At 67.2% G+C, this 20,161-nt stretch carries 10 protein-coding genes; 2 read left to right on the top strand and 8 right to left on the bottom strand.

The annotated features are described in order from the left end of the window. Positions 1–91 precede the first annotated feature (91 nt). From CSW62_RS13995 to CSW62_RS13965, 8 genes are all read right to left on the bottom strand, one after another. Positions 92–1,465, bottom strand: a complete 1,374-nt coding sequence (locus tag CSW62_RS13995) for a serine hydrolase (protein ID WP_099578769.1) — start codon at positions 1,463–1,465, stop codon at positions 92–94. Positions 1,466–1,548: 83 nt separating this feature from the next. After that, a complete protein-coding gene (locus tag CSW62_RS13990) occupies positions 1,549–2,637 on the bottom strand; it encodes a DJ-1/PfpI family protein (protein ID WP_099578767.1) in 1,089 nt (362 codons plus the stop codon). Positions 2,638–2,725: 88 nt separating this feature from the next. Further along, complete coding sequence (locus CSW62_RS13985) at positions 2,726–3,688, bottom strand: TraB/GumN family protein (protein ID WP_099578765.1); 963 nt, start codon at positions 3,686–3,688, stop codon at positions 2,726–2,728. Positions 3,689–3,730: 42 nt separating this feature from the next. Next, positions 3,731–4,945, bottom strand: a complete 1,215-nt coding sequence (locus tag CSW62_RS13980; RefSeq protein WP_099578763.1) for an alpha/beta fold hydrolase — start codon at positions 4,943–4,945, stop codon at positions 3,731–3,733. Between the two features lie 22 nt (positions 4,946–4,967). After that, positions 4,968–5,432 carry a hypothetical protein gene (locus CSW62_RS13975; protein ID WP_099578761.1) on the bottom strand — a complete coding sequence of 155 codons (465 nt, stop codon included), beginning with the start codon at positions 5,430–5,432 and terminating at the stop codon, positions 4,968–4,970. A gap of 99 nt (positions 5,433–5,531) precedes the next feature. Next, entirely contained in the window at positions 5,532–5,672 is a 141-nt protein-coding gene (locus CSW62_RS26420; protein ID WP_158235441.1) for a hypothetical protein, read from the bottom strand. A 75-nt stretch (positions 5,673–5,747) separates the two neighbouring features. After that, the gene (locus CSW62_RS13970; RefSeq protein ID WP_099578759.1) at positions 5,748–6,524 is read right to left on the bottom strand and encodes an AraC family transcriptional regulator; all 777 of its coding nucleotides are present in this window, start codon (positions 6,522–6,524) and stop codon (positions 5,748–5,750) included. A 106-nt stretch (positions 6,525–6,630) separates the two neighbouring features. Beyond that, positions 6,631–7,737, bottom strand: a complete 1,107-nt coding sequence (locus CSW62_RS13965; RefSeq protein ID WP_099578757.1) for a helix-turn-helix transcriptional regulator — start codon at positions 7,735–7,737, stop codon at positions 6,631–6,633. A gap of 231 nt (positions 7,738–7,968) precedes the next feature. On the opposite strand from CSW62_RS13965, the gene CSW62_RS13960 reads away from it, so the two are divergent. Both CSW62_RS13960 and CSW62_RS27330 read left to right on the top strand, forming a co-directional pair. Next, a complete protein-coding gene (locus CSW62_RS13960; RefSeq protein ID WP_099578755.1) occupies positions 7,969–9,807 on the top strand; it encodes an alpha/beta fold hydrolase in 1,839 nt (612 codons plus the stop codon). Positions 9,808–10,025: 218 nt separating this feature from the next. Further along, positions 10,026–20,144, top strand: coding sequence for a Calx-beta domain-containing protein (locus CSW62_RS27330; protein ID WP_143324397.1), 10,119 nt, complete (start codon positions 10,026–10,028; stop codon positions 20,142–20,144). The last annotated feature ends 17 nt before the right edge of the window (positions 20,145–20,161 follow it).

Here is a 20,161-nt window from a genome sequence, read left to right as displayed (position 1 = left end):
TTGAGTGCACACACCATGTGTAACCGCATCTGAACGGTCGGTTTCTGGCGGTGAGCCAATGTCCGCTATTGGCGCAAGGCCGCCGGCCAGTTCAATCGGAGGCGCTGGACAATGCTCCAAGGAGCGTCATGTCGGCTCGTATTCCAAAGGCCGGTCCGGTGGACGCCGCCAGCCGCACGACCACCAGACGGGCCGAAGGTAGAATGTAGATGCGTTGCCCAAGGTCCCCCGAAGCGTAGAAGGCGTCGGCGGGGAGGGAGGCCTGGGTGATAATGCTTAGCGGCGTCGGTTTCGAAGCGCGCGCCAACCAAAGGCCCGCGCCATAGGGGCCGCCCAGTGTCGGCCGTGTGGCGTAAGCCACCCAGCCTTCTGGCAGGATGCGTCGTCCGTCGTGGATCCCATCGTCCATGAAGAGCTGGCCCAGTCGAGCCCAATCCCGCGCCGAGGCTAGCATGCCTTCTGATCCGACCGGAGTTCCGGCTGCATCTGTCTGCAGCACCGCGGTCGTCATCCCGAGGGGCGCGAAGAGCTCGCGCCGCACGAAGCTCAGGGCGTCGGCTTCGCGTCCGCCGGCGAGGTTGGCGAGAATCCGTGAGAGGATCAGCGTGTTGGCGCTCTGGTAGGCGAAGGCGTGTCCCTGCGCCTGTTTTGCCGGGAGGTCTTGCGCGTACGCGGCCATGTCGGGCTCGAGGAAGAGCATGCGCGAGGTGGGATCGAACCCCGAGTGGGTCTCGGCCGCGTCGAGACCACTGGTCATGCGCAAGAGCGCGTTAGGGGTGATCGTCGCTCGTGGGTCACCTGCGGCGCGCCACTGGGTCACCGGCGCGGCCTGGTCCATCCGCAAGCGTCCTTGGCGGACCGCGACGCCGGTGAGCGCGCCGATGGCGGTCTTGGTTAGGGAGTAGCCGGGTAGCGCCGTATCGGATCGCACGCCTGGTCCGTAGCGCTCGCCGACGATCTGGCCGTCGCGGACAATCACGATGGCGCGGACACGATGAGCACCCTTGGCCGGTTCGGCGAAGGCCTGGTCGAGAGCGGCTTCGATCCGGGTGTCTGCAGGGGCTTTGATCCAGGGCGTCGTGCTGACCGCGATCGGCGCCAGGATGGGCGCTGGCGCGATGGGGCGTCCGTGGTTGAGCTGGCAGCCGGCTGGGCCTCTGTGGACGGCGCTTGTGCGGGCCAGACCGAGCCAGCTTGCTGAAACCTCCCGCCGTTGTTGGTCGATATTATAGCGCAGGCCCCAGGCGATGAGGTTGAGGCCCGGCCGCGCGGCGACGCTGTCGTGGAAAATCCGCTCAGGTGGCAGGCCTGAGATGAAAGTCTCGGCGCACAGGGTCTGGGCGGTCAGGCCGACGGCGACCGCCAAGGCATGATCGGGACGCATCAGTCCCCATGCGGGCGCGCCGGCGAACAGGGTCACGATCGTGGCCAAGGCCACGGCTCGCGTGGATGTCGGGACCGCCATGGGGTTCTCGCCTTTCTGCGGTGCGTCTTTGACTAGGCGCGGATCAGCTATTGGCGCGCGGGACGAGCGAGTTCTCTCTGGCGCTACGGCTTTGAGGCCGGGCCAGCATACTCCATGCTCATCCTGGCCATGTGGACGGGATAAGCGCCGTAACGTTGACCCATCTCGGTCAGGGCGACGTCGATCGCGCGGGCAGGCGCGACTTGGCCTGGCGGTGGAACATAACTCCCCGCGGCGGGTGCGGCGTCGACCAGGATTGTCAGGCCCCGCGCGGAGCGGATCGGTTTGGAGCTTGCGTTCGTGGTCTTCACGCGCGCCCGCAGACTACGCGTCCAGACATCCGCGCGTAGGGCCAAGCCGAGCTCGTCGACGCCGTCGATCACGGGCAGTTCGACGGTCTCGTGTGTCCAGAACGCCAGCAGCGAGCCCACGGCGCGGACATAGTCGAACGGGCTGAGGCTGAAGTCGGCGGTCCGGTGACGCGAGCTCCAGTCGGCGAGCCCGAGGCGCGCGGCGACCAGCTCAGCCGCAGCCGTGCCGCCCGCGGCGTCGATCAGCGCCATCGAGGCGGGGAGGGATGCGGTGACGCCGGTCGTGGAAATCGCGGGACCGTCCTGCACGAACCGCTGGTCGCGCAGCCAGGTGGTGGTCGGGGAAGACTTTTCCAGGCTCTTGATGGCTGACCAGTGCGTGACCGCGCGCCGGCCGTCGAACACCCCGGCCTTGGCGACTAGCCGCGCGCCTTCGCAGATTGAGACGATCGTGGCCCCCTTGGCCGCCTGGGCCTTCACCCAGGCGATGAGCGCGGGATCGTTCGGATCTGCCTGCGCAGGCACGATGACGATGTCGGCGCCTTCGGGTGTGGTCGTGTCGAAGCCCTCCAGGGTTTGATCGGCCACGATGCGGACGGCTCGGCGAAGCTGGACAGGCCCCGATGTCGTCGAGACCGTGCGGACCTCGAAGAGGCCGGAGTCCTTGAGCACTGCATAGGGCGCGACGAAATCGGTGATCTCGGCCCCGGCGTTTTCGGCTGCGATGACGACGAGCCGCTGGGCGTGGCCGGCCTTGGGCGCCGGCAGGGAAAGCGGACCCGCTTGGGCGCCGGCCGGCCAGAGGACAGCCAGGGCTGCGGCGCTCGCGACGGCGACGAGCATGGGGTGAGAGGAAGGCATGGGTGGTCCGGATGGGGATAGCGAGGAGGTCAGGTGCGAGGTCTAGCGCTGCGGTTTGAGGGGCGGCTTGAACGCAGCAGCTAGCCGTTTATTCGAGGGCCTCGCCGGGGCCGGCGACCTGGAAGCCCCGCTTGCGGAGCGCGGCGATCACGCCGTCCTGGGCCAGCAGCCGACGAAGGCCGACAAAGGCGATCGCATGGCCCGGCCGGTCGAGGGCCGCGACGATGTCGCCGGCCTGATCGGCGATCATCCGGCGCCACATGGCCTCGCCGCCGGTCAGGGCCAGGAGGCACCGGTCGAAGCCGCGCGGGGCGCTCAGGGCCCCGGCCGTATCGCCCCGCGACCAGGCTTCGGCGGCGGCCTGTCGCGTCGCGGCCCCGGCCTCGACGTCGTCCAAGGCCGCCTCCAGGCAAAGCGTTTGCTTGGCGGGCGTAAGTTCGGCGACCGCGTCGCGGAAGAAAGGCGTGGCCTGATAGGTAGTCGGACGGCTGATCTTGACGTGCTTTCGCCGCGCGACAGCCGTGATCTGGTTGACGACCCAGGTTTCGCCCTTGGCCTCCTGGGCGTCGATCGCCAGCAGCTGGCCCGCCACGATCGGCGACCAGCCGGCATAGCGGGCGGCGGGACGGCCTATCCGCTGCCTTGCCGCCACGAACCGCGCCCGCAGGGGCGCAGCCAAGTCGTCCTCCAGCGGCGTCTTGGATTTCAACTTGGCGCGCAAGCTGAGCATGGTGGGGACGTCGCGCAGACCGGCATGCAGATAGGGGCCGCCGACGACGGTGTTGGCGCCGGTCATCCGACGCTCTAGCACGCTTTGATTCCAGACGACGCCGGGTGGCAGGCGGGTGTCGGGTACACCGAGGATGTAGATCGTCGCCTGGCCGCGGCGAATCCGCCACCAAGCGGGGCCGGGCTCGGCCGCCTGGACGACGAGCTCAGCCACGAGGTTGGCCTCTGGGTCCGCCAGCTGCGGGCCGCTCGCCGCTTGTTGCGGCGCGGCCGCCACGGGCGTGCTGACAAAGGCGATCAAGGCAAGGGTTAAGGCGCGCAAGGTCGGCTCCTGAAGTCTGGTGGCGGAGAAAGGTCGTCGCTGCTAGCGGAGTGTCCGCAGGAAGGCGCTCACGGAGGCGACGAACCAGATTTTGGCGCTGCGATGGATGTCGTGCCCGCCCTTGGGCGCGGTCAGGTGGACCGAGCCGCTGTAGAGGCCGGCGAGGCTGGCTTGGGTCGCCGACCAGGTTCGCGCAAAGGCATCCGTGGTCGGAACCTGGGCCCGGGACAGTACAAGGGTGGGGGGCGTTCGACTGAAGTTGAGCGCCTTGACGGACGTCTCTTCATTGTGAAGCGCCGCGACTTCGGCCTGAGCGCCCTTCGGGCTGAACCGAACCATGGCAGGGGTCGCGATGCAGGCCTCGATACCCGCTCGACGGCAGGCTTCGGTGAACTCGGCCGGCCGCGCGTCGATGAAGATGAGGCCGGCGACCAGTTGCGGGTGATGGGCGGCAAAGTACTGGGCGTAGAGTCCGCCGCTCGAATGGCCCGCCAGAACGTAGGGGCCGGGGATGCCCGTCGCCTTGAGGAGGCCCGTGAGCTCTCGGTCGATCGCCGCGGCATCGCGTGGTCCGACTGGCGCGTCGCTCATGCCGTAGCCGGCGCGGTCATAGCTGATGACTGTGGCTTGGCGGGCAAGCTCAGGTTCGACCGTGGCGAAGGAGGACATGCCCTCGCCAACGCCGGAGATTAGAACGACCACGGGACGCCCTTCGCCGGTGACGCGATAGGCGATCTGGCGGCCATCGATCTTGGCGATCTTCAAGCCACCGCGGGCTAGCGCCTGGCTATCGCCGCCGAAGGCCGCGCCGGCCACGGCCGCAAGGAGAAGGGCGCCCACCAATCCTCCGGCGCCCAGGATCCGCCGGCTTGGCGCCGACTTCCGGATCCGAAAGCTGAGATAGGCTGCGGCGGCGACATCGAAAGTCAGGCAGAACGTCGGCCACCAAGGCGGCGCGCCCGGGTTATCAATGAGGTGGCGGTGGAAGGCGTCGAACACGCCGTGAGCCAGCAGCGCCGCGGCGACGACCCAGAGATTGGTCTTGAAACCGATGACCGCGACCGCCAGAAAGCTGATCATAACCAGGCCGTCGAGGACCAGCGCGCTCGTATCACCGCTCATGATGGCGAACAGCAGGTAATAACCCGCGATCACCGCGAGCATCACCGGATAGAAGGCTCGATCGCGGTCGAAGCCGACGAGGGTAGCGAAAGCGCAGAGGGCGAGACCGCCCAGGGCGCCGATGATGATGTCCATATCGTCCTCCAAGACGTGAGGGCTAGGCGAGCAGCCCGGGAAGCGACCCTGCAAATAGGACCAGGAAGCCGCCGATCTCCCCGGCGGTCAGGGCGTAAATGAATAGGCTGATCGCGGCGCTGTGGACTTGGCCGCGGCCCAACCGATGGGGGCGGCGAAGCTGGTTGTCGGTGTCACCAAAGACGCCATGAATGGCGTAGCTCAGCACCGCTAGCGCGAAGAACAGCACCGGCGTGGCGACCGCGGCGAGGTTCACACGCTCGGGCCAGACGCTCAGGCGCGCAAACTCCGCCAGCACCAGGCAGGCGAAGGCGTACATAAGCGCGGCGCGATGGCAGACATCGACATAGACCGGCGCCTGTCCGTCAGCGTCGGTGATCATGGCGCGGTACTTCCAAACGCCCGTCCCCATACCCGTGAGGAACAGGAGGCCGCTGGCCAGTTGGGCCAGTTTCACGGCGCCGATCACAGGCGTGCGACCAGGCATAGCGGCGTCGAGTTCCGCGCGTTCATGAGAGTGCTCATTTGGAAAAGGGGGTGGTCGACGGCCACGCGAGGGAGTGGGGCGGGCCGTCGATCGCTGGCCTTAGTCGGCGCAGTTGGTCGCGGGCGTGCAGACGCAGGCGTCGCCACATCGGCAGTTCGGGCCGCACTTGCAGGACGGCGCGTTGCACGGGTCGGCGTCAGCGGCTTCGCGCGGAGCGGGGTTTTGATTGTCTTCAAACATTGGATCATCCTTTTCGAGGAGGTTGGATGATCGGATCTTAGCGAGCGCAATCGTGCTCGCGCTTGAACGCAGCAGCTAGACGAGCTTGAGGTTGGCCGGGGCGACGCCGAACATGCGTCGGAAGGTCCGACTGAAGTGGGCGGAATCGGAAAATCCCGCCCCGTGCGCCGCTTCGGTCAGGTTCGATCCCTCCGACATCAACTGCAGAGCGCGCGTGAGGCGGACCCACAGCAGGTAGGTTTTGAAGGATAGGCCTGTCTCCTCGACGAAGAGATGGCTGAGGCGACTGGGAGATAGGCGCGCGACTGCGGCCGCGTTCGTCAGGGCGATGCGCTCCTCTTGGTGTCCGGCCACCCAGGCGATGACCTGGCGAATCCTATCGTCGACCGGGTCGTGATGGGTGTTTCGCGCCAAGCGTTTGATCATCGTCTTGCCGAGCCCCACCAACTCCTCGCCACACGGCCAGCCTTTGAGGTCGTCCAGGAAGCTGTTCAGCCAGGCCGAATAATCATCCGGCATGGTCTTGAGCGCTGCGGCCCCCAGGATTTCCCGCATGATGGAGCGCCCAGCGGAACTTTCGGGCTCCACGAACAGGATCGCATACGCCCCCTCAGCCTCGAAGCGGTGCGGCGCGTCCGGCGCGACTACCAGGACATCGCCGGTTAGCGTCGTGTCGGATAGCCAAAGCTGGAAGCAGCCACCAAGGCCGATCACGATCTGGATGGCGTGATGGGCGTGGAAGTCGGTGCTGGGCGTCTTGCGCAAGTGCGGCGGTGGGGTGTCGAGCAACCACAAGGCTCCTCCTTGCCAGACGACGATCCTTGCTTCGGCCAGTTGCTCCATCGCCAACATGCTAACCGCTTGGCGCGGACACCGCACCGCCTCTAATGTCCGCAGTATGGCGTTAGGCCGATGTCCGCTCCTGGCGCGAACCTTCCCTATGCGTGCAGGGGTCTACTCAGCGGAAACGGGCGAGGCTAACCGCGAACTCCAATTGTCGACTGACGTCCATCTTCTGGTAGATCGCTCTGAGTTGGGTGCGGATGGTGCCCTCGGACACTTGGCGGCCGCAGGCGATAGCGTCCGGGCTTTCGCCCGCGCCCAGCCGCATGGCGACGTGCGCCTCGGCGGCCGTCAGGCCATAGGCCGCCTGGAGGAGACGCTCGATCTCGTCCGGGTCGCGTTCGGCGCCCCGGACGACGACCAGCACACGCGGCTCGAAGCCAAAGGCGTAGCGGGCCTTGGGCAGGCCGACCACGTCGATGATCTCGAACGCGTCGGAGGCCTCGCGCCGGACGATCAGGCTCGTGACACGTCCATGCCCCGGTTTGGAGACGCTATGGCGCGCGGCATCGATCGCCGTCTCCAGTTGGCGGTGCGTTTCGCCGTGAGCCGCGGAAAGGCGGCCTCGACGGAGGTGAAAGAGGCCGGTGCGGAGCAGGGTCTCGGCCTGGGGCGTCAGGCTCTGCACCAGACCCGAATTGTCGCAGACGAAGGCGGCGCGTCCCAGGCCCTCAAGGGCTCCGGACAAGAGTTCGGCGCCGCGTCCCTCCAAAGCAAGCTGGATTTTCACCGCCGAACGGGCCTGCGGCGCCAGCGTCTCGAAAGCCCGACGGTCCTCCGCGTCAGGAACGCCCTGGGCCTTGGTCCGCAATACGGCCAGGCTGATCAAGCCGGAAGGCTCGCGCAGCAGGTTGGTCTGGCTGCCGTGAGGGATGTCGTGACGCCGGCAGAAGTCCGCATAGGACGCGTCAAGGCCTGGCTCGGCCTCGACGCCGCAATCGGCGTCGTGCCAGGCCGTCAGAACTGGCAGGCGAAGCCCCATGCGAGCCCGAGGGTTCGACGCCGGCTCGGCGTCCATGTTGATCAATTCCTCCAGCGCCTGTGGCGCCATGCGCGGCGTCCAATTGAACCCGAAGGGTTTTGAGCCAACGCCGGAGAGCTGCCCGTGCGCGCCGCCGCAGGCATCGGCGAACCGGTTGAGCGCCGTGTCCCAGCCGCCATCAAGCGCCGCGGTGGCGAAGAGGTCGCTGATCTCGAGCCAATGGTGGTCGTTCCTAAGCACGGTGCTTCGCCACCTCGCTCTCTCCAGCGCGGCCCCGTCTCCAGGGGCGCGGCCGCACCGCGCAACGACAGCTAAGTCTGGGGTGCGGGCAGGGGCATCGCCGTTTGTAGGGGGGTCTTGTCGTTCCGCGGCCCGGCACGTGGCCTCTGGACGGCTCGCCACCCGCGCGCCAAGCTCATGGCGCTTGGAAGTTTGGAACCTTGCCGTTGATTTTCCTTTTGGGAGCGGCGTTTGACTGAAGCCGATCCTTTTGACGACCTGCGCTTGCCGGAGTTTCTGCGGGCGGTTCTGGAAAACGCCGACGCTGTTCTCGAAACGACGTTGTCGGCGCCGGACACCTTGGCCGGCCGGATCGAGACTGACGCCGCACAGGCAGGCTTCTTGCCTATGCTCGATCCCCAGAGCATCGCGGCGGCCGTGCTAGACGCACATGGCGGCGTCCGCGTCGCCTCGCGGCTTTTTGTCGAAGAGCGCGGCGAGCGCTATGTCGATCCGGGGCTGGTCGATCGCGCCCTGCGATCGGGCAAGCTGATCGCCGCGCCCGTCGCCGTCGAGAGCGCGAACGGCTTGGAATCGGTGATTTTCGTCTACGCCCCGGCTGCGGTGGCGATCCCGACCTGGCACCTGCCCCCGGAAATCACCGAGGCGGCGCAAGGTGGCAAGGTGGTTGTGCTGACCACGCTGGCGGCGCGCTCGGGGCCGCTCGAACGGGCCTGCGGCGCTTTCGGCCTGACAGCGTCGCAGACACGGGTGGTCCTGGCGGTTGTCCGGGCGGGATCGATCAAGGCGGCGGCGCAGGCGCTGGTCATTTCGCATGTCACGGCCCGTGAAACGCTCTCGGAGGTCTATCGCCGCACCGGCGCGCGCCGACTTCCCGAACTGGTCGGCCTGTTGTCAGGCCTGGCATTCGGGCTGTTGCCGTCGCAGTCCGACTACGCATCCCTCCTGGTCGACGTCTGGGGCTTGCGGCGAAACCAGGCCTCGATCGCGCTGCTGGTGGCCAGCGGCGCCTCCCGGGAGGAGGCGGCGCGCGCCTTGGGTCTGTCGGTAGCGGTCGTGCGCAAGGAGCTCGAGCAGATCTTCGCCGCCCTTCATGTGCGCTCCGCTGGCGAGCTGGCGCGCACCGTCTCCACGATGAGCGCGCTCGGCGCCTTGCTGGGCGCCACTCGGGGCCGGCTTGGCTTCACCGATCCTCGCGGTGAGCCGCTACGGTTGCTGCCTCGGGCGGATGGCTCACGCATCGCTTGGAGCGACTATGGGCCGGTCGGAGGCAGGCCGGTCCTGATCGTGCACTCAAGCACGACGACGCGGCTGGCGCCGTCCGGGCTGGTGTTGGCCCTGCAGGCCGCCGGGTATCGCGTCCTGTCCATGGACCGTCCAGGCTTTGGCATGAGCGACGCCCTAGCGGGGCTTCGCGCGGGTGACCACGACCCGTTCGACGCGGCGGTGGCCGACGTGCTCGCCTTGTTGGAGGCTCTGCGGCTTCCGACGATCGACATCGTCGCGCGGGGCGGGGCGCAGGCCGTGCTCGCGCTAGCCCGGCGCGCGCCGGAACGGCTGGGCAAGGTGGTCCTGGTCAATCCGGATCCGCATTCGGCCTCCGACGACCACCGCCACGGGCCGATAGGGGTGTTCAAGGAAGCTTATCTGAGCCGCCCGGAGCTGATCGCGACCTTCGCGCGCCTGTTGGCTGGAAGCCTGACCCGGGAGCGCATGCAGCGCATGCTCCTGCAGTCGATGCGCGGCAGTCCTCCCGACGAGCGCGCCACCGCCGACCCGCGCATCGCCGACGATTTCTGGCGCTCGGTGCGCATGTTCGCGACCGGTCGGATCGACGGCTATGTCGCCGAGCAGGTCGCGATCGCGCGGGGCGGGGCGCCCGAGCCAATGCGCGGCCTGGACCACTGGCGGGTGCTGATCGGTGCGCACGACACCATGCACGATCCGGATCATGTCGAGCGCTATTGGCGTCTGGCGCTGCCGGACAGCCGCTTCGAGCGCGTGCCGGACGCCGGACGCTTCCTGGCGATGACCCACGCCAACCGCGTCGTCGAAGCGCTCCGGACCTGAAGCGGCGTGCCGGCGCCCGATCTGGTCCGCGAACACGCTAGGCCGAAACTTGCTTTTTGGTCGGATAACAATGTTCGCCTCTACAATTCTGAAGACGCGCAGCCCGGAGCGTCAACCCTAGTCTGCCACGCGCCGCGTGTGATCGCGGCGGTGTGTGGGAATCGGCGCGATCGGCGGAAACGATCGCCACGCGCCGACATCAGGACCAGGCGGCGACCATGGCGAACATCAACGGCGACGAGACCAACAACACCCTCACCGGCGGCGCCGATGACGACTTCCTGGTCGGCGGCGCGGGCGACGACACCATCGACGGGGGCGCGGGGCGCGACCTGGCGGTGTTCGGTCTGCCGACGGGAACGCCGGGTACGTTCGAGGCGGTCAAGGGAACGGGCGCGAATGCCGGCAGCTGGATCGTCAACCTAATCGACGGCGCCACGACGACGGCGGTGTTCAAGGTGACGCCGGGCGGTCAGCCAGGCTCGGCGACGGTGACGGGCCTCGGGCCCGCGGCCAACCTCGGAACCGATACGGTGACCCATGTCGAAGAACTGCAGTTCCTCGTCTTCAACACCCCGTTCAATCCGGACCAGGCGCTGACCGCGCGTCTCGCGCCGACGGGCTGGATCTACGAGCCCAATCACAATGTCGGCGTCGATGGCACGTCCATGGACGATGACATCGACCTGGCCGACTACCACCAGGACAAGGACGCCAGCTGGGAGCGGTTCGTAAACGCCGACGAGGGCGATGACACGGTCACGGGCTCGAACTTCAACGACCATCTGTTCGGCGAGGACGGTAACGACACCCTGCATGGCGGCGCGGGTCACGACGAGCTGCAAGGCGGGCAAGGTGATGACACGATCGACGGCGGCGCGGGCGGCGACGCGGCGGCCTGGGGACTTCCGGCCGACATGGCCGGCCGCCTGCAGATCGTGGCCGGGGCCAATGCCGACGAGCGGCTGGTCCAGCGCATCGATGGCGCGACGATCGAGAACGTCTTCCGGATCACGATCGGCTCCAGCGGGGTTACGGTTACCGGCCTGAATTCGCAGGCCGACAAGGGCGTCGACACAGTCACCACTGTCGAGGAGCTGCGGTTCTTCGTTCCGGGCCGTCCCAGCGACGGGGCGTCCATGTTCTTCGGACCCACGCCCTGGGCCGACACCATCAATCACCAAGGCGGCGTCAACAGCGGCCCAGGGAATGACACGATCAATCTGGGCGACTTCCACGGCGGCAAGGACACCAGCGTCTGGAGCTTCACCGTCAATGGGGCGGCGGGCAACGACCAGATCTTCGGCCTGGACAGCGTGGATCGCCTGAATGGCGGGCCGGGGAATGACAACCTCTTCGGCGCCGGCGGTAACGACACGCTGAACGGCGGCGACGGCGACGACTACCTGCAGGGCGGCGCCGGCATCGACACCATCGATGGCGGCGCGGGCCGGGATACGGCCTCGTTCGGCTTGCCGACGGGCACGGCCGGCACGTTCCAAGCCGTGGATGGAACCGGCGCGGACGCTGGCAGCTGGATCATCAACCTGGTCAACGGCGCCACGACGACAGCGGTGTTCAAGGTGACGCTGGGCGGCCAGACGGGTTCGGCCACGGTGACGGGTCTGGGACCCGCGGCCGGTCTGGGCGCCGACACGGTGACCAATGTCGAGGAGTTGCAGTTCCTCGTCTTCAACAACCCGTTCGATCCGAACCAGTCGCTGAATCTGAAGATCGCCCCGACGGCCTGGGTCTACGAACCCAACCATGACGCCGGCGTCGACGGCACCGACCGTGCCGATACGATCAACCTGGCCAACTATCACCAGGACAAGGACGCCAGCTGGGACCGGTTCGCCAACGCCGCCGGCGGCGACGACACGGTCAACGGGACCAATCTGAACGAGCGCATCAGCGGCGACGCCGGCAGCGACACGCTGAACGGCGGTGGCGGCCATGACGAACTGCTGGGCGGAACGGGCAATGACACGATCGACGGCGGCGCAGGCGGCGACGCGGCCTCGTGGGAGCTGCCTTCCGGCCTCGTGGGCCACCTAGAGATCGTGGCCGGCGCCAGCGCCAATGAGAAGCTGGTCCAGCGCGTCGACGGCGCGACGCGGGAAGATCTCTTCCGCATCAACATCGGCTCCAGCGGCGTCACGGTCACCGGCCTGAACTCCCAGGCCGACAAGGGCGTCGACACGATCACCAACATCGAGGAGCTGCGGTTTTTCATCCTCAATCGCCCCAGCGACGGGGCGTCGTGGTTCTTTGGGGCGACGCCCTGGGCCGACGAGATGAACCACCAGGGCGGCGTCAACAGCGGCCCCGGCAACGACACGATCAATCTGGGCGACTTCCACGGCGGAAAAGACACCAGCGTCTGGAGCTTCACCGTCAATGGGGCGGGCGGCAATGACCAGATCTTCGGCCTGGACAGCGTCGATCGACTGAACGGCGGCTCGGGCAACGACAATCTGTTCGGCAACGGCGGTGCGGACGTCATCAACGGCGACGACGGCGACGACTACCTGCAAGGCGGCGCCGGCGACGACACCATCAATGGCGGCGCGGGTCGCGACACCGCCTCGTTCGGCTTGCCGACGGGCACGGCCGGGACCTTCCGCGCGGTCGAAGGGGCCGGCGCGGACGCCGGCAGCTGGATCATCGAACTGGTCAACGGCGGCTCGGGAACACCCGTCTTCAAGGTGACCATCACCGGGACCGGCGCGGCGACGGTAAAAGGTCTGGGTATCGCCGCCGGGCTGGGAACCGACACGGTGACCAATATCGAGGACCTGCAGTTCCAGGTGTTCAACAACCCCTTCGATCCGAACCAGTCGCTGAACTTCAAGATCGCGCCGACGGCCTGGGTCTATGAGCCCAACCACGATGTCGGCGTCGATGGGACCGACGCCGCCGACACGATCAACCTGGCCAACTATCACCAGGACAAGGACGCTAGCTGGGATCGCTCTGTCAACGCCGGCGGCGGCAACGACATCGTCTACGGAACGAACCTGAACGAGCGCATCAGCGGCGACGCGGGCGACGACACGCTGAACGGCGGCGGCGGGCATGACGAGCTTCTGGGCGGGACGGGGAACGACACGATCGACGGCGGAGCGGGCGGCGACGTGGCGTCCTGGGAGCTGCCGTCCAATCTGGTCGGACGCCTGCAGATCGTGGCGGGCGCCAGCGATAGCGAAAAGCTGGTCCAGCGCGTCGACGGCGCCACGACCGAAAACCTGTTCCGGATCAATATCGGCTCCAGCGGCGTTACGGTCACCGGCCTAAACGCCCAGGCTGACAAGGGCGTCGATACGATCACCACTATCGAGGAACTGCGGTTCTTCATTCCGGGCAGGCCCAGCGACGGCGCGTCCTGGTTCTTCGGGCCGACGCCCTGGGCTGACGAGGTCAATCACCGGGGCGGGGTCAACAGCGGCGACGCCAACGACACGATCTTCCTGACGGACTTCCTGGGCGGCCGGGACACCAATGTCTGGGCGTTCACGATCAACGGCGCGGGCGGAAATGATCAGATCCACGGGGCTGGCGGCGCTGACATCCTGAATGGCGGGCCCGGCAACGACCTGATCTTCGGCAACGACGGCGCCGACCTGCTCCGCGGCGGCGAGGGCGACGACTATCTCCAGGGCGGAGCGGGTTCCGATTCGGTTGACGGCGGGGCAGGGCGGGACACCGTCTCGTTCGCTTTGCCGACAGGCACGACCGGAACGTTCCGCGTTGTGCAGGGGACCGGCTCGGAAGCCGGGAACTGGATCGTCGAACTGGTCAACAACGGCGTCGGCGAGGCCGTCTTCCGCGTGACGCCCGGTGGAACTCAGGGATCGGCCGGGGTTACCGGCCTGGGCATCGCGGCGAACCTTGGAACCGACGCCGTGGTCAATGTCGAGGAACTGCAGTTCTTCGTCGCCAACAATCCGTTCGATCCCGCCCAGTCCCTGACTGTCAAGATCGCTCCGACCGCGTGGGTCTACGAACCAAACCACGACGTCGGCGTCGACGGCACCGATAACGCCGACATCATCAGCGTCAACAACTACCACCAGGACAAGGACGCGACCTGGGACCGCATCGTCCACGCCGGTGGCGGCAATGACACCGTGTACGGCGGCAACCTCGGGGAAGCGCTCTACGGCGAGGCCGGTGACGACACCCTGTACGGAAATGGCGGGCCCGACACCCTGTATGGCGGCGCCGGCAACGACACGCTCAACGGCGGCGGCGGCGGAGACGTGGCCGCCTACGAGGTGGCCGGCTCGCTGGTCGGGCGGCTGCAAGCGGTCGCCGGCCCGGCCTCCAACAGCATCCTGATCCAGCGCGTCGACGGGACGACGACCGAGGTCATGTTCGAGGTCACGCTGGGCGAGAGCGGCATCACCGTGAAGGGGATGGGCGCTGTCGCCGCGACCTACGGCACGGACACCCTGACCTCGATCGAAGAGCTTCGCTTCTTCGTCGCAGGCCGGCCAATGGACGGCGCCTCGCTCTATTTCGGCCCGGCGCCGTGGCAAGACGAGATTAACAAGATCGCCGGGGTCAACAGCGGCCCGGGCGACGACTACATCCGCATCGTCGATCTGCATCCCAGCAAGGACTTCTCGGTCTGGACCTCGTCGGTTTTCGCCGGCGGCGGCGCCGACACCGTCGAGGGCACGATCGGCAAGGACGTGATCTTGGGCGGCGGCGGCAACGACACGCTGTTCGGCAACGGTGGTGACGACACCCTGAATGGCGGCTCCGAGAACGACTATCTCGTCGGCGGCGGGGGCGACGACACGCTGGATGGCGGGGCGGGCGAGGACACCGCCAGCTTCAACCTGCCGAACGACACGGCCGGTGGCTTCCGGATCGTCGACGGGACCGGTGCTGACGCCGGCAGCCAATTCATCCAGATCGGCGAGGGCTCAAGCTACGCGTCCGTGTTCAAGGTTGCGCGGGCCCAGGACGGCAAGGTGACGGTGGTCGGCCAGGGCCTGGGCGCTTCCGAAGGCTCCGACGCGATCAGCAATGTCGAGCGACTGAACGTCGTGATCCAGAAGGGCTCGGTCTTCCAAACCTGGAGCGCCAATATCGGCGTCACCACCTATGCCGACGCGACCTACAAGTACGCTAGCGTCACCGGCTCGATCTTTGGCGATACGCTGGACCTCGCCAATTTCCACCAGGACAAGGATGCGTCTTGGAACCGGTACGTCTCGGGCGGCCGAGGCGACGACACGATCACCGGCACGAACCGCGCCGAGACGTTCGACGGAGACGACGGCAACGACACCCTGAATGGCGGCGGCGGCGACGACTATCTGGCCGGCGGCGCGGGTGATGACACTATCGACGGCGGCGCGGGCCGTGACGTGGCCAGCTTCCGACTGCCGCAGGGCACAACCGGGACACTGCGCTTCACGCCGGGGACGGGCGCCGACGTGGGGGCTTTCTTCGTCGAGCGGGTCAGCGGCTCCACGGTCGAACAGCTCTACAAGGTCACCCACGTCGGCTCGACCACGACGGTCACCAGTCTCAGCAGCTTGGCCGGCAGCGGCGTCGACACGGTGACGAATGTCGAGGAGCTGCAATTCTTCGTGCAGAACTTCACCGACCAGGCTCAGTTCATCTGGCTGCCGCTGGCCCCGACGGTGCGTAGCTACGAGCCCAACAAGGATGCCTGGGTCGAGGGTTCGGCCTTCGACGATGTCATCGACGCCTCGACCGCCTTGGCCAGTTTCGATTCAACCTGGCGCAGGTCGGTCAACGCCAATGCGGGCGACGACACCGTCAACGGCGGCTCGGCCGCTGAAACGCTCAATGGCGGCGACGGCGCCGACACCCTGAACGGCGGCGGCGGCGATGATCGTCTGGTCGGCGGCGCCGGGAACGACACTTTGAACGGCGGGACGGGTTCCGACATCGCGGTGTTCAACCTGCCGACTGGGACGGTCGGCTCCTACAGGGCCGCCGCGGGAACCGGCGCCGACGCTGGCGCGACCTTCGTCGAGCGGGTCGACGGCTCGACCGTGGAACAGGTGTTCAAGATCAGCACCACTGATGGCGTGACGACTGTCCAAGGCCTGGGGACCGCCGCTAGCCTGGGGGCCGACACCGTTACGGGCGTGGAGTCGCTGCAGTTCTTCCCCGAGCCCTTCAACCAGGCGCGCTTCCTGAACATCCAGCTGGCGATCACGACACCCGCCGTCCAGAACGGCAGCGCGGTGGTCAATGGCACCCAGCTGAGCGACAACATCGACCTTGCAGCGCTTTATCCGAGCGCCGGCGCCGACGTCGTGCTGATCGGCTTGGGCAACCAGGGCAACGATGTCATCAAGGGTCATGCCGGCGCCAATACGCTCAATGGTGGCCTTGGCGACGACAGCCTGTTCGGTCGCGATGGCGACGACCTGATGCGTGGCGACGAGGGCGTCGACACCTTCGATGGCGGCGCTGGCTTCGACCGTGTGTCGTTCGCCTCCCTGAAGGCCACTCAGGGCGTGGTCGCCGACCTGGCGACCGGCCAGATCGCCAATGACGGCTTCGGGAACGCCGAGACCATGACGGGCGTCGAAGGCCTGGGCGGCGGCACGATCTTCGCCGACACCTTCCGAGGCGACGGCGCCGGCAATCTGTTCCTGATCGGCACGGGCGACACGCTCGAGGCGATGGGCGGCGACGACTCCATCATCGCCGCCGGCGCGCCGGTGAAGATCGACGGCGGCGCGGGGGTCGACTCCGTGCGCTTCGACTCTATACGGGTCACGGGGGTCAACGCCGGCGGCACGGCCTTCATCACCGAGGCGACCATCAACGGCGTCATCGTCGATCTCTCGGCCGAGACAGTTCTCAATGATGGATTCGGCAGTACGGGTCAGATCCTAAATGTCGAAAACCTCACCGGCGCGGGCTTCGGCGACACCTTGATCGGCGACGACAACGCCAATGCGCTGTACGGGCTGGCCGGCGCCGACGTGCTGATGGGCGGGGGCGGGGACGACACCCTGGTCGGCGGCGCGGGCAACGACACCCTGGTCGGCGGGCGCGGCGTGGACACCGCGCTCTTCCAAGGCGATCGGGCCGGCTATTCGATCACCGCCGTGGCCGGCGGCTTCAAGGTCACCGACATCGACGCCAGCAACGGCGACGACGGGGTCGACCAGCTGGTCCAGGTCGAGACCCTGGAGTTCGCCGACGCCACGGTGTCGCTGGTGGCGGGCGTCTCCATCAGCCCGGCCGTGACTAGCCAGAACGAAGGCGCCTCCGGCACGACCTATTTCGACTTCGTCGTTACGCGGACGAGCGCCGATGGGGCCCTGGTTCTGCCCTATCTGATCGCCCCGACGACCTCGGGCGGCGTGGGAACGGACGACATCACCGGCCTGACGGGGACGTCGCTGTCGGGCGCGGTCAGCTTCGCCGCCGGCCAGTCGACCGCCACCATCCGCGTGCCGGTGATCGGCGACGTCACGGTCGAGGAGGTCGAATCCTTCACGGTCACGCTCAATCAGCCGACGACCGGCGCGGTCGACTTCGTGCGCCAGCAGGCCACGGGCCGGATCCTGAACGACGACAATGTCGTCAACATCCCGTCCGGCTGGGCGCGCGGCATCAACTTCGGCGACCCCCACCTCGTGACCCTGGACGGGTTGCAGTACGAGATGCAGGCCGTCGGCGAGTTCGTGCTGATCGAGAGCATCACGGGTCCGGAGATCGACGTCCATGTCCGCACGGTCGCGGTCAACGCCTACGCCTCCGAGATCGTCCAGGTCGCCACCAAGCTGGGAACGGCGAAGGTGACGATCGACGGCGCGCGGACCGACGCCCTAATGGTCGACGGGGTCGCCGTGACCTTCGCGGCCGGCGAGACGACCAAGGCCTTCGGCGACGGCGCGATCAGCCGCTATTCGCAGAATGGCTCGGAGGGCTGGATCGTCATGTACTCGGGCGCCAGCAAGTCGGCCCTGATCGTGCTCGATCTGGGTGACCGCCTGGACGTCTCGTTCGCCACCGATCCCACCCGCGCGGGCCAGTTCAAAGGGCTGCTGGGCAATTTCGACGGCAATACCGCCAACGACTTGGCGCAGCGGGACGGTACGGTCCTGCCGCAACCCGTCGCTTTCGATGACTTCTATGAGGACTTCGTGGCGTCCTGGCGCGTCCAGCAGTCGGAGACGCTGCTGGACTATCCAGCCGGCAAGACGACGACGGACTTTACCGGGCCGGTCAAGCCCGACGCCAAGGTCAGCATCACCGACTTCCCGACCGATCTGGTGACCGCGGCTCAGAACGCGGCGGACGCGGCGGGGATCACCGATCCAGCCCTGAAGGAAGCGGCCGTTCGCGACTACCTGCTGACGGGCGACAAGGGTTTCCTGTCCTCGGGCGCGGGCGCCTCGGGCACGGCGCCGCCGACCGTCAGCGCCGACGTCGGCGCCTCGGCGGCGGCGTTCCAGACGGTCGGCGTCGGCGCGGCGGTCACCTCGCATGACGAAGGCCACGGCGGCACGGTCGCCTACACGTTCAAGGTCTACCGTAGCGACACGTCCGGCGCCCTGAACGTCGACTGGGCCGTCACGGGACAGATCTTCGACGGCGCCGCGAACGCCGCCAACGCCTCGGACTTCGACGACGGTCAGGCCCTGACCGGAACCGTCACCTTCGCCATCGGCGAAGCCGAGAAGACGGTCACGATCCTGGTGAAGGGCGACACGACCTACGAGGACACCGAGGGCTTCAAGTTCGCGATTACCCCGCGGTCGGGGAACGTGATCGCCGGCTCTGTCCTGGCCACGATCACCAACGATGACGCGCCACCGACACCCGAGCTAAACTTCTCCACCGCGCTGGTCAGCCACTCTGAAGGCAGCTCCGGAACGACCACCTTCACCTATCATGTCACCCGGACCGGCACGACCGGGGCCACCTCGGTAAACTGGAGCGTCTCCGGCGATGTCGACGCCACCGACTTCTCGGGCGGTGTTCTGCCGGGCGGCGTCCTGAGCTTCGCGGCGGGCGAGAGTTCGAAGGACATCGTCATCAACGTCGTGGGCGACACGACCTTCGAGGCGACCGAGAGCTTCTCGGTCAGTCTCGGCTCGGTGAGCGGCGGAACCATCGGCGTGGGCACGGCGATCGGCGCGATCGTCAACGACGACACCGCTCCGCCGACGACTATGGGTTTCGCGGCCTCGACCTCGATCCAGAAGAACGAAGGCGCCAGCGGGACAACAGTCTATCAGTTCGTCGTGACGCGCGGCGGCGACAGTTCTGGCGCGGCCTCGGTTGACTGGGTGGTCAGCGTGGGAGGCGCCAGCGCGGCGGACTTCGCTGGTGGAACCCTGCCGAACGGCACGGTCTCGTTCGCGGCTGGCGAGACCAGCAAGACTATCGAGATCTCGGTCATTGGCGACAGCGTGGACGAAAGCGACGAGACCTTCACGGTCACGCTGCAGACGCCTGTCGGCGGCGGGCTGACCTACTCGACCGCTCAAGGCGTCATTCTGGACGACGACACGCCGGCGGCTGGCGTGGGCGGTGGAGGTACTGGCGGAGGTGGCGGCCAGCCCCCGAAGACGGTCGAGACGATCAAGGTCGCGTTCGGCGACCTCACGGGCGTGGTCAGCGACAAGGTCCTTTCGCCGACCATCACGCTGCCGGACGGCAAGGTGATCCCGAACCCCGTCTATCTCGAGAACCAGGCGCTGAGCCAACTGCTGACGGGGTATGGCGCCGGCACGGTGACCCAGGCCGATGTGCTCAAGGCGATCGTCGGATACTCGGAAGACACCTCGATGGTAGCCCTGCAGGCCTACCAGTTTTTCACCGGCAAGACGCCGACCAAGATGGGCATGTCCTACCTGGTCGACAGCGCCGACAATCCCAACGACCTGACCGACCCGTACTACGCCATGTTCAACACCGGGAACCGCTTCATCAACTTCGCGGTGAACCTGGGCCACGATGGCGAGGGTAAGGTCGCGTTCGCCCAAAACTACGGGGCGCTCAGCTTCGAGGCGGCGGTCGCCAAGGCTTACGAGGCGATCATCGGCCGTGCGAACGCCACGGCGGACGGCATCGACGTCGACAAGGCGATCGCCTACCTGGTCAGCCAGAAGGACTACTTCTTAGCCCTGGGTAAGGACGACATCGGGATGAAGGCGGCGATGGTGGGTTTCATCATGTACGCTGGCGTCGAATTCGAGACAGGCAAGTACTACGACGCCACGGTCCACTATCTCGGCGACATGTTCACCGGAACACCGACCTACAATGTTGACCTGATCGGCGGCGGCGCGTCGAGTTTGATGGCGGGCGAACTGGTCTGACGCCCGGCTGGACACGG

Origin of the sequence: Caulobacter sp. FWC2, assembly GCF_002742625.1 — a bacterium.
Lineage (GTDB): Bacteria > Pseudomonadota > Alphaproteobacteria > Caulobacterales > Caulobacteraceae > Caulobacter.
Note: the sequence above shows the minus strand (reverse complement) of the source record. Positions and strands in the feature narration are given on the sequence as shown.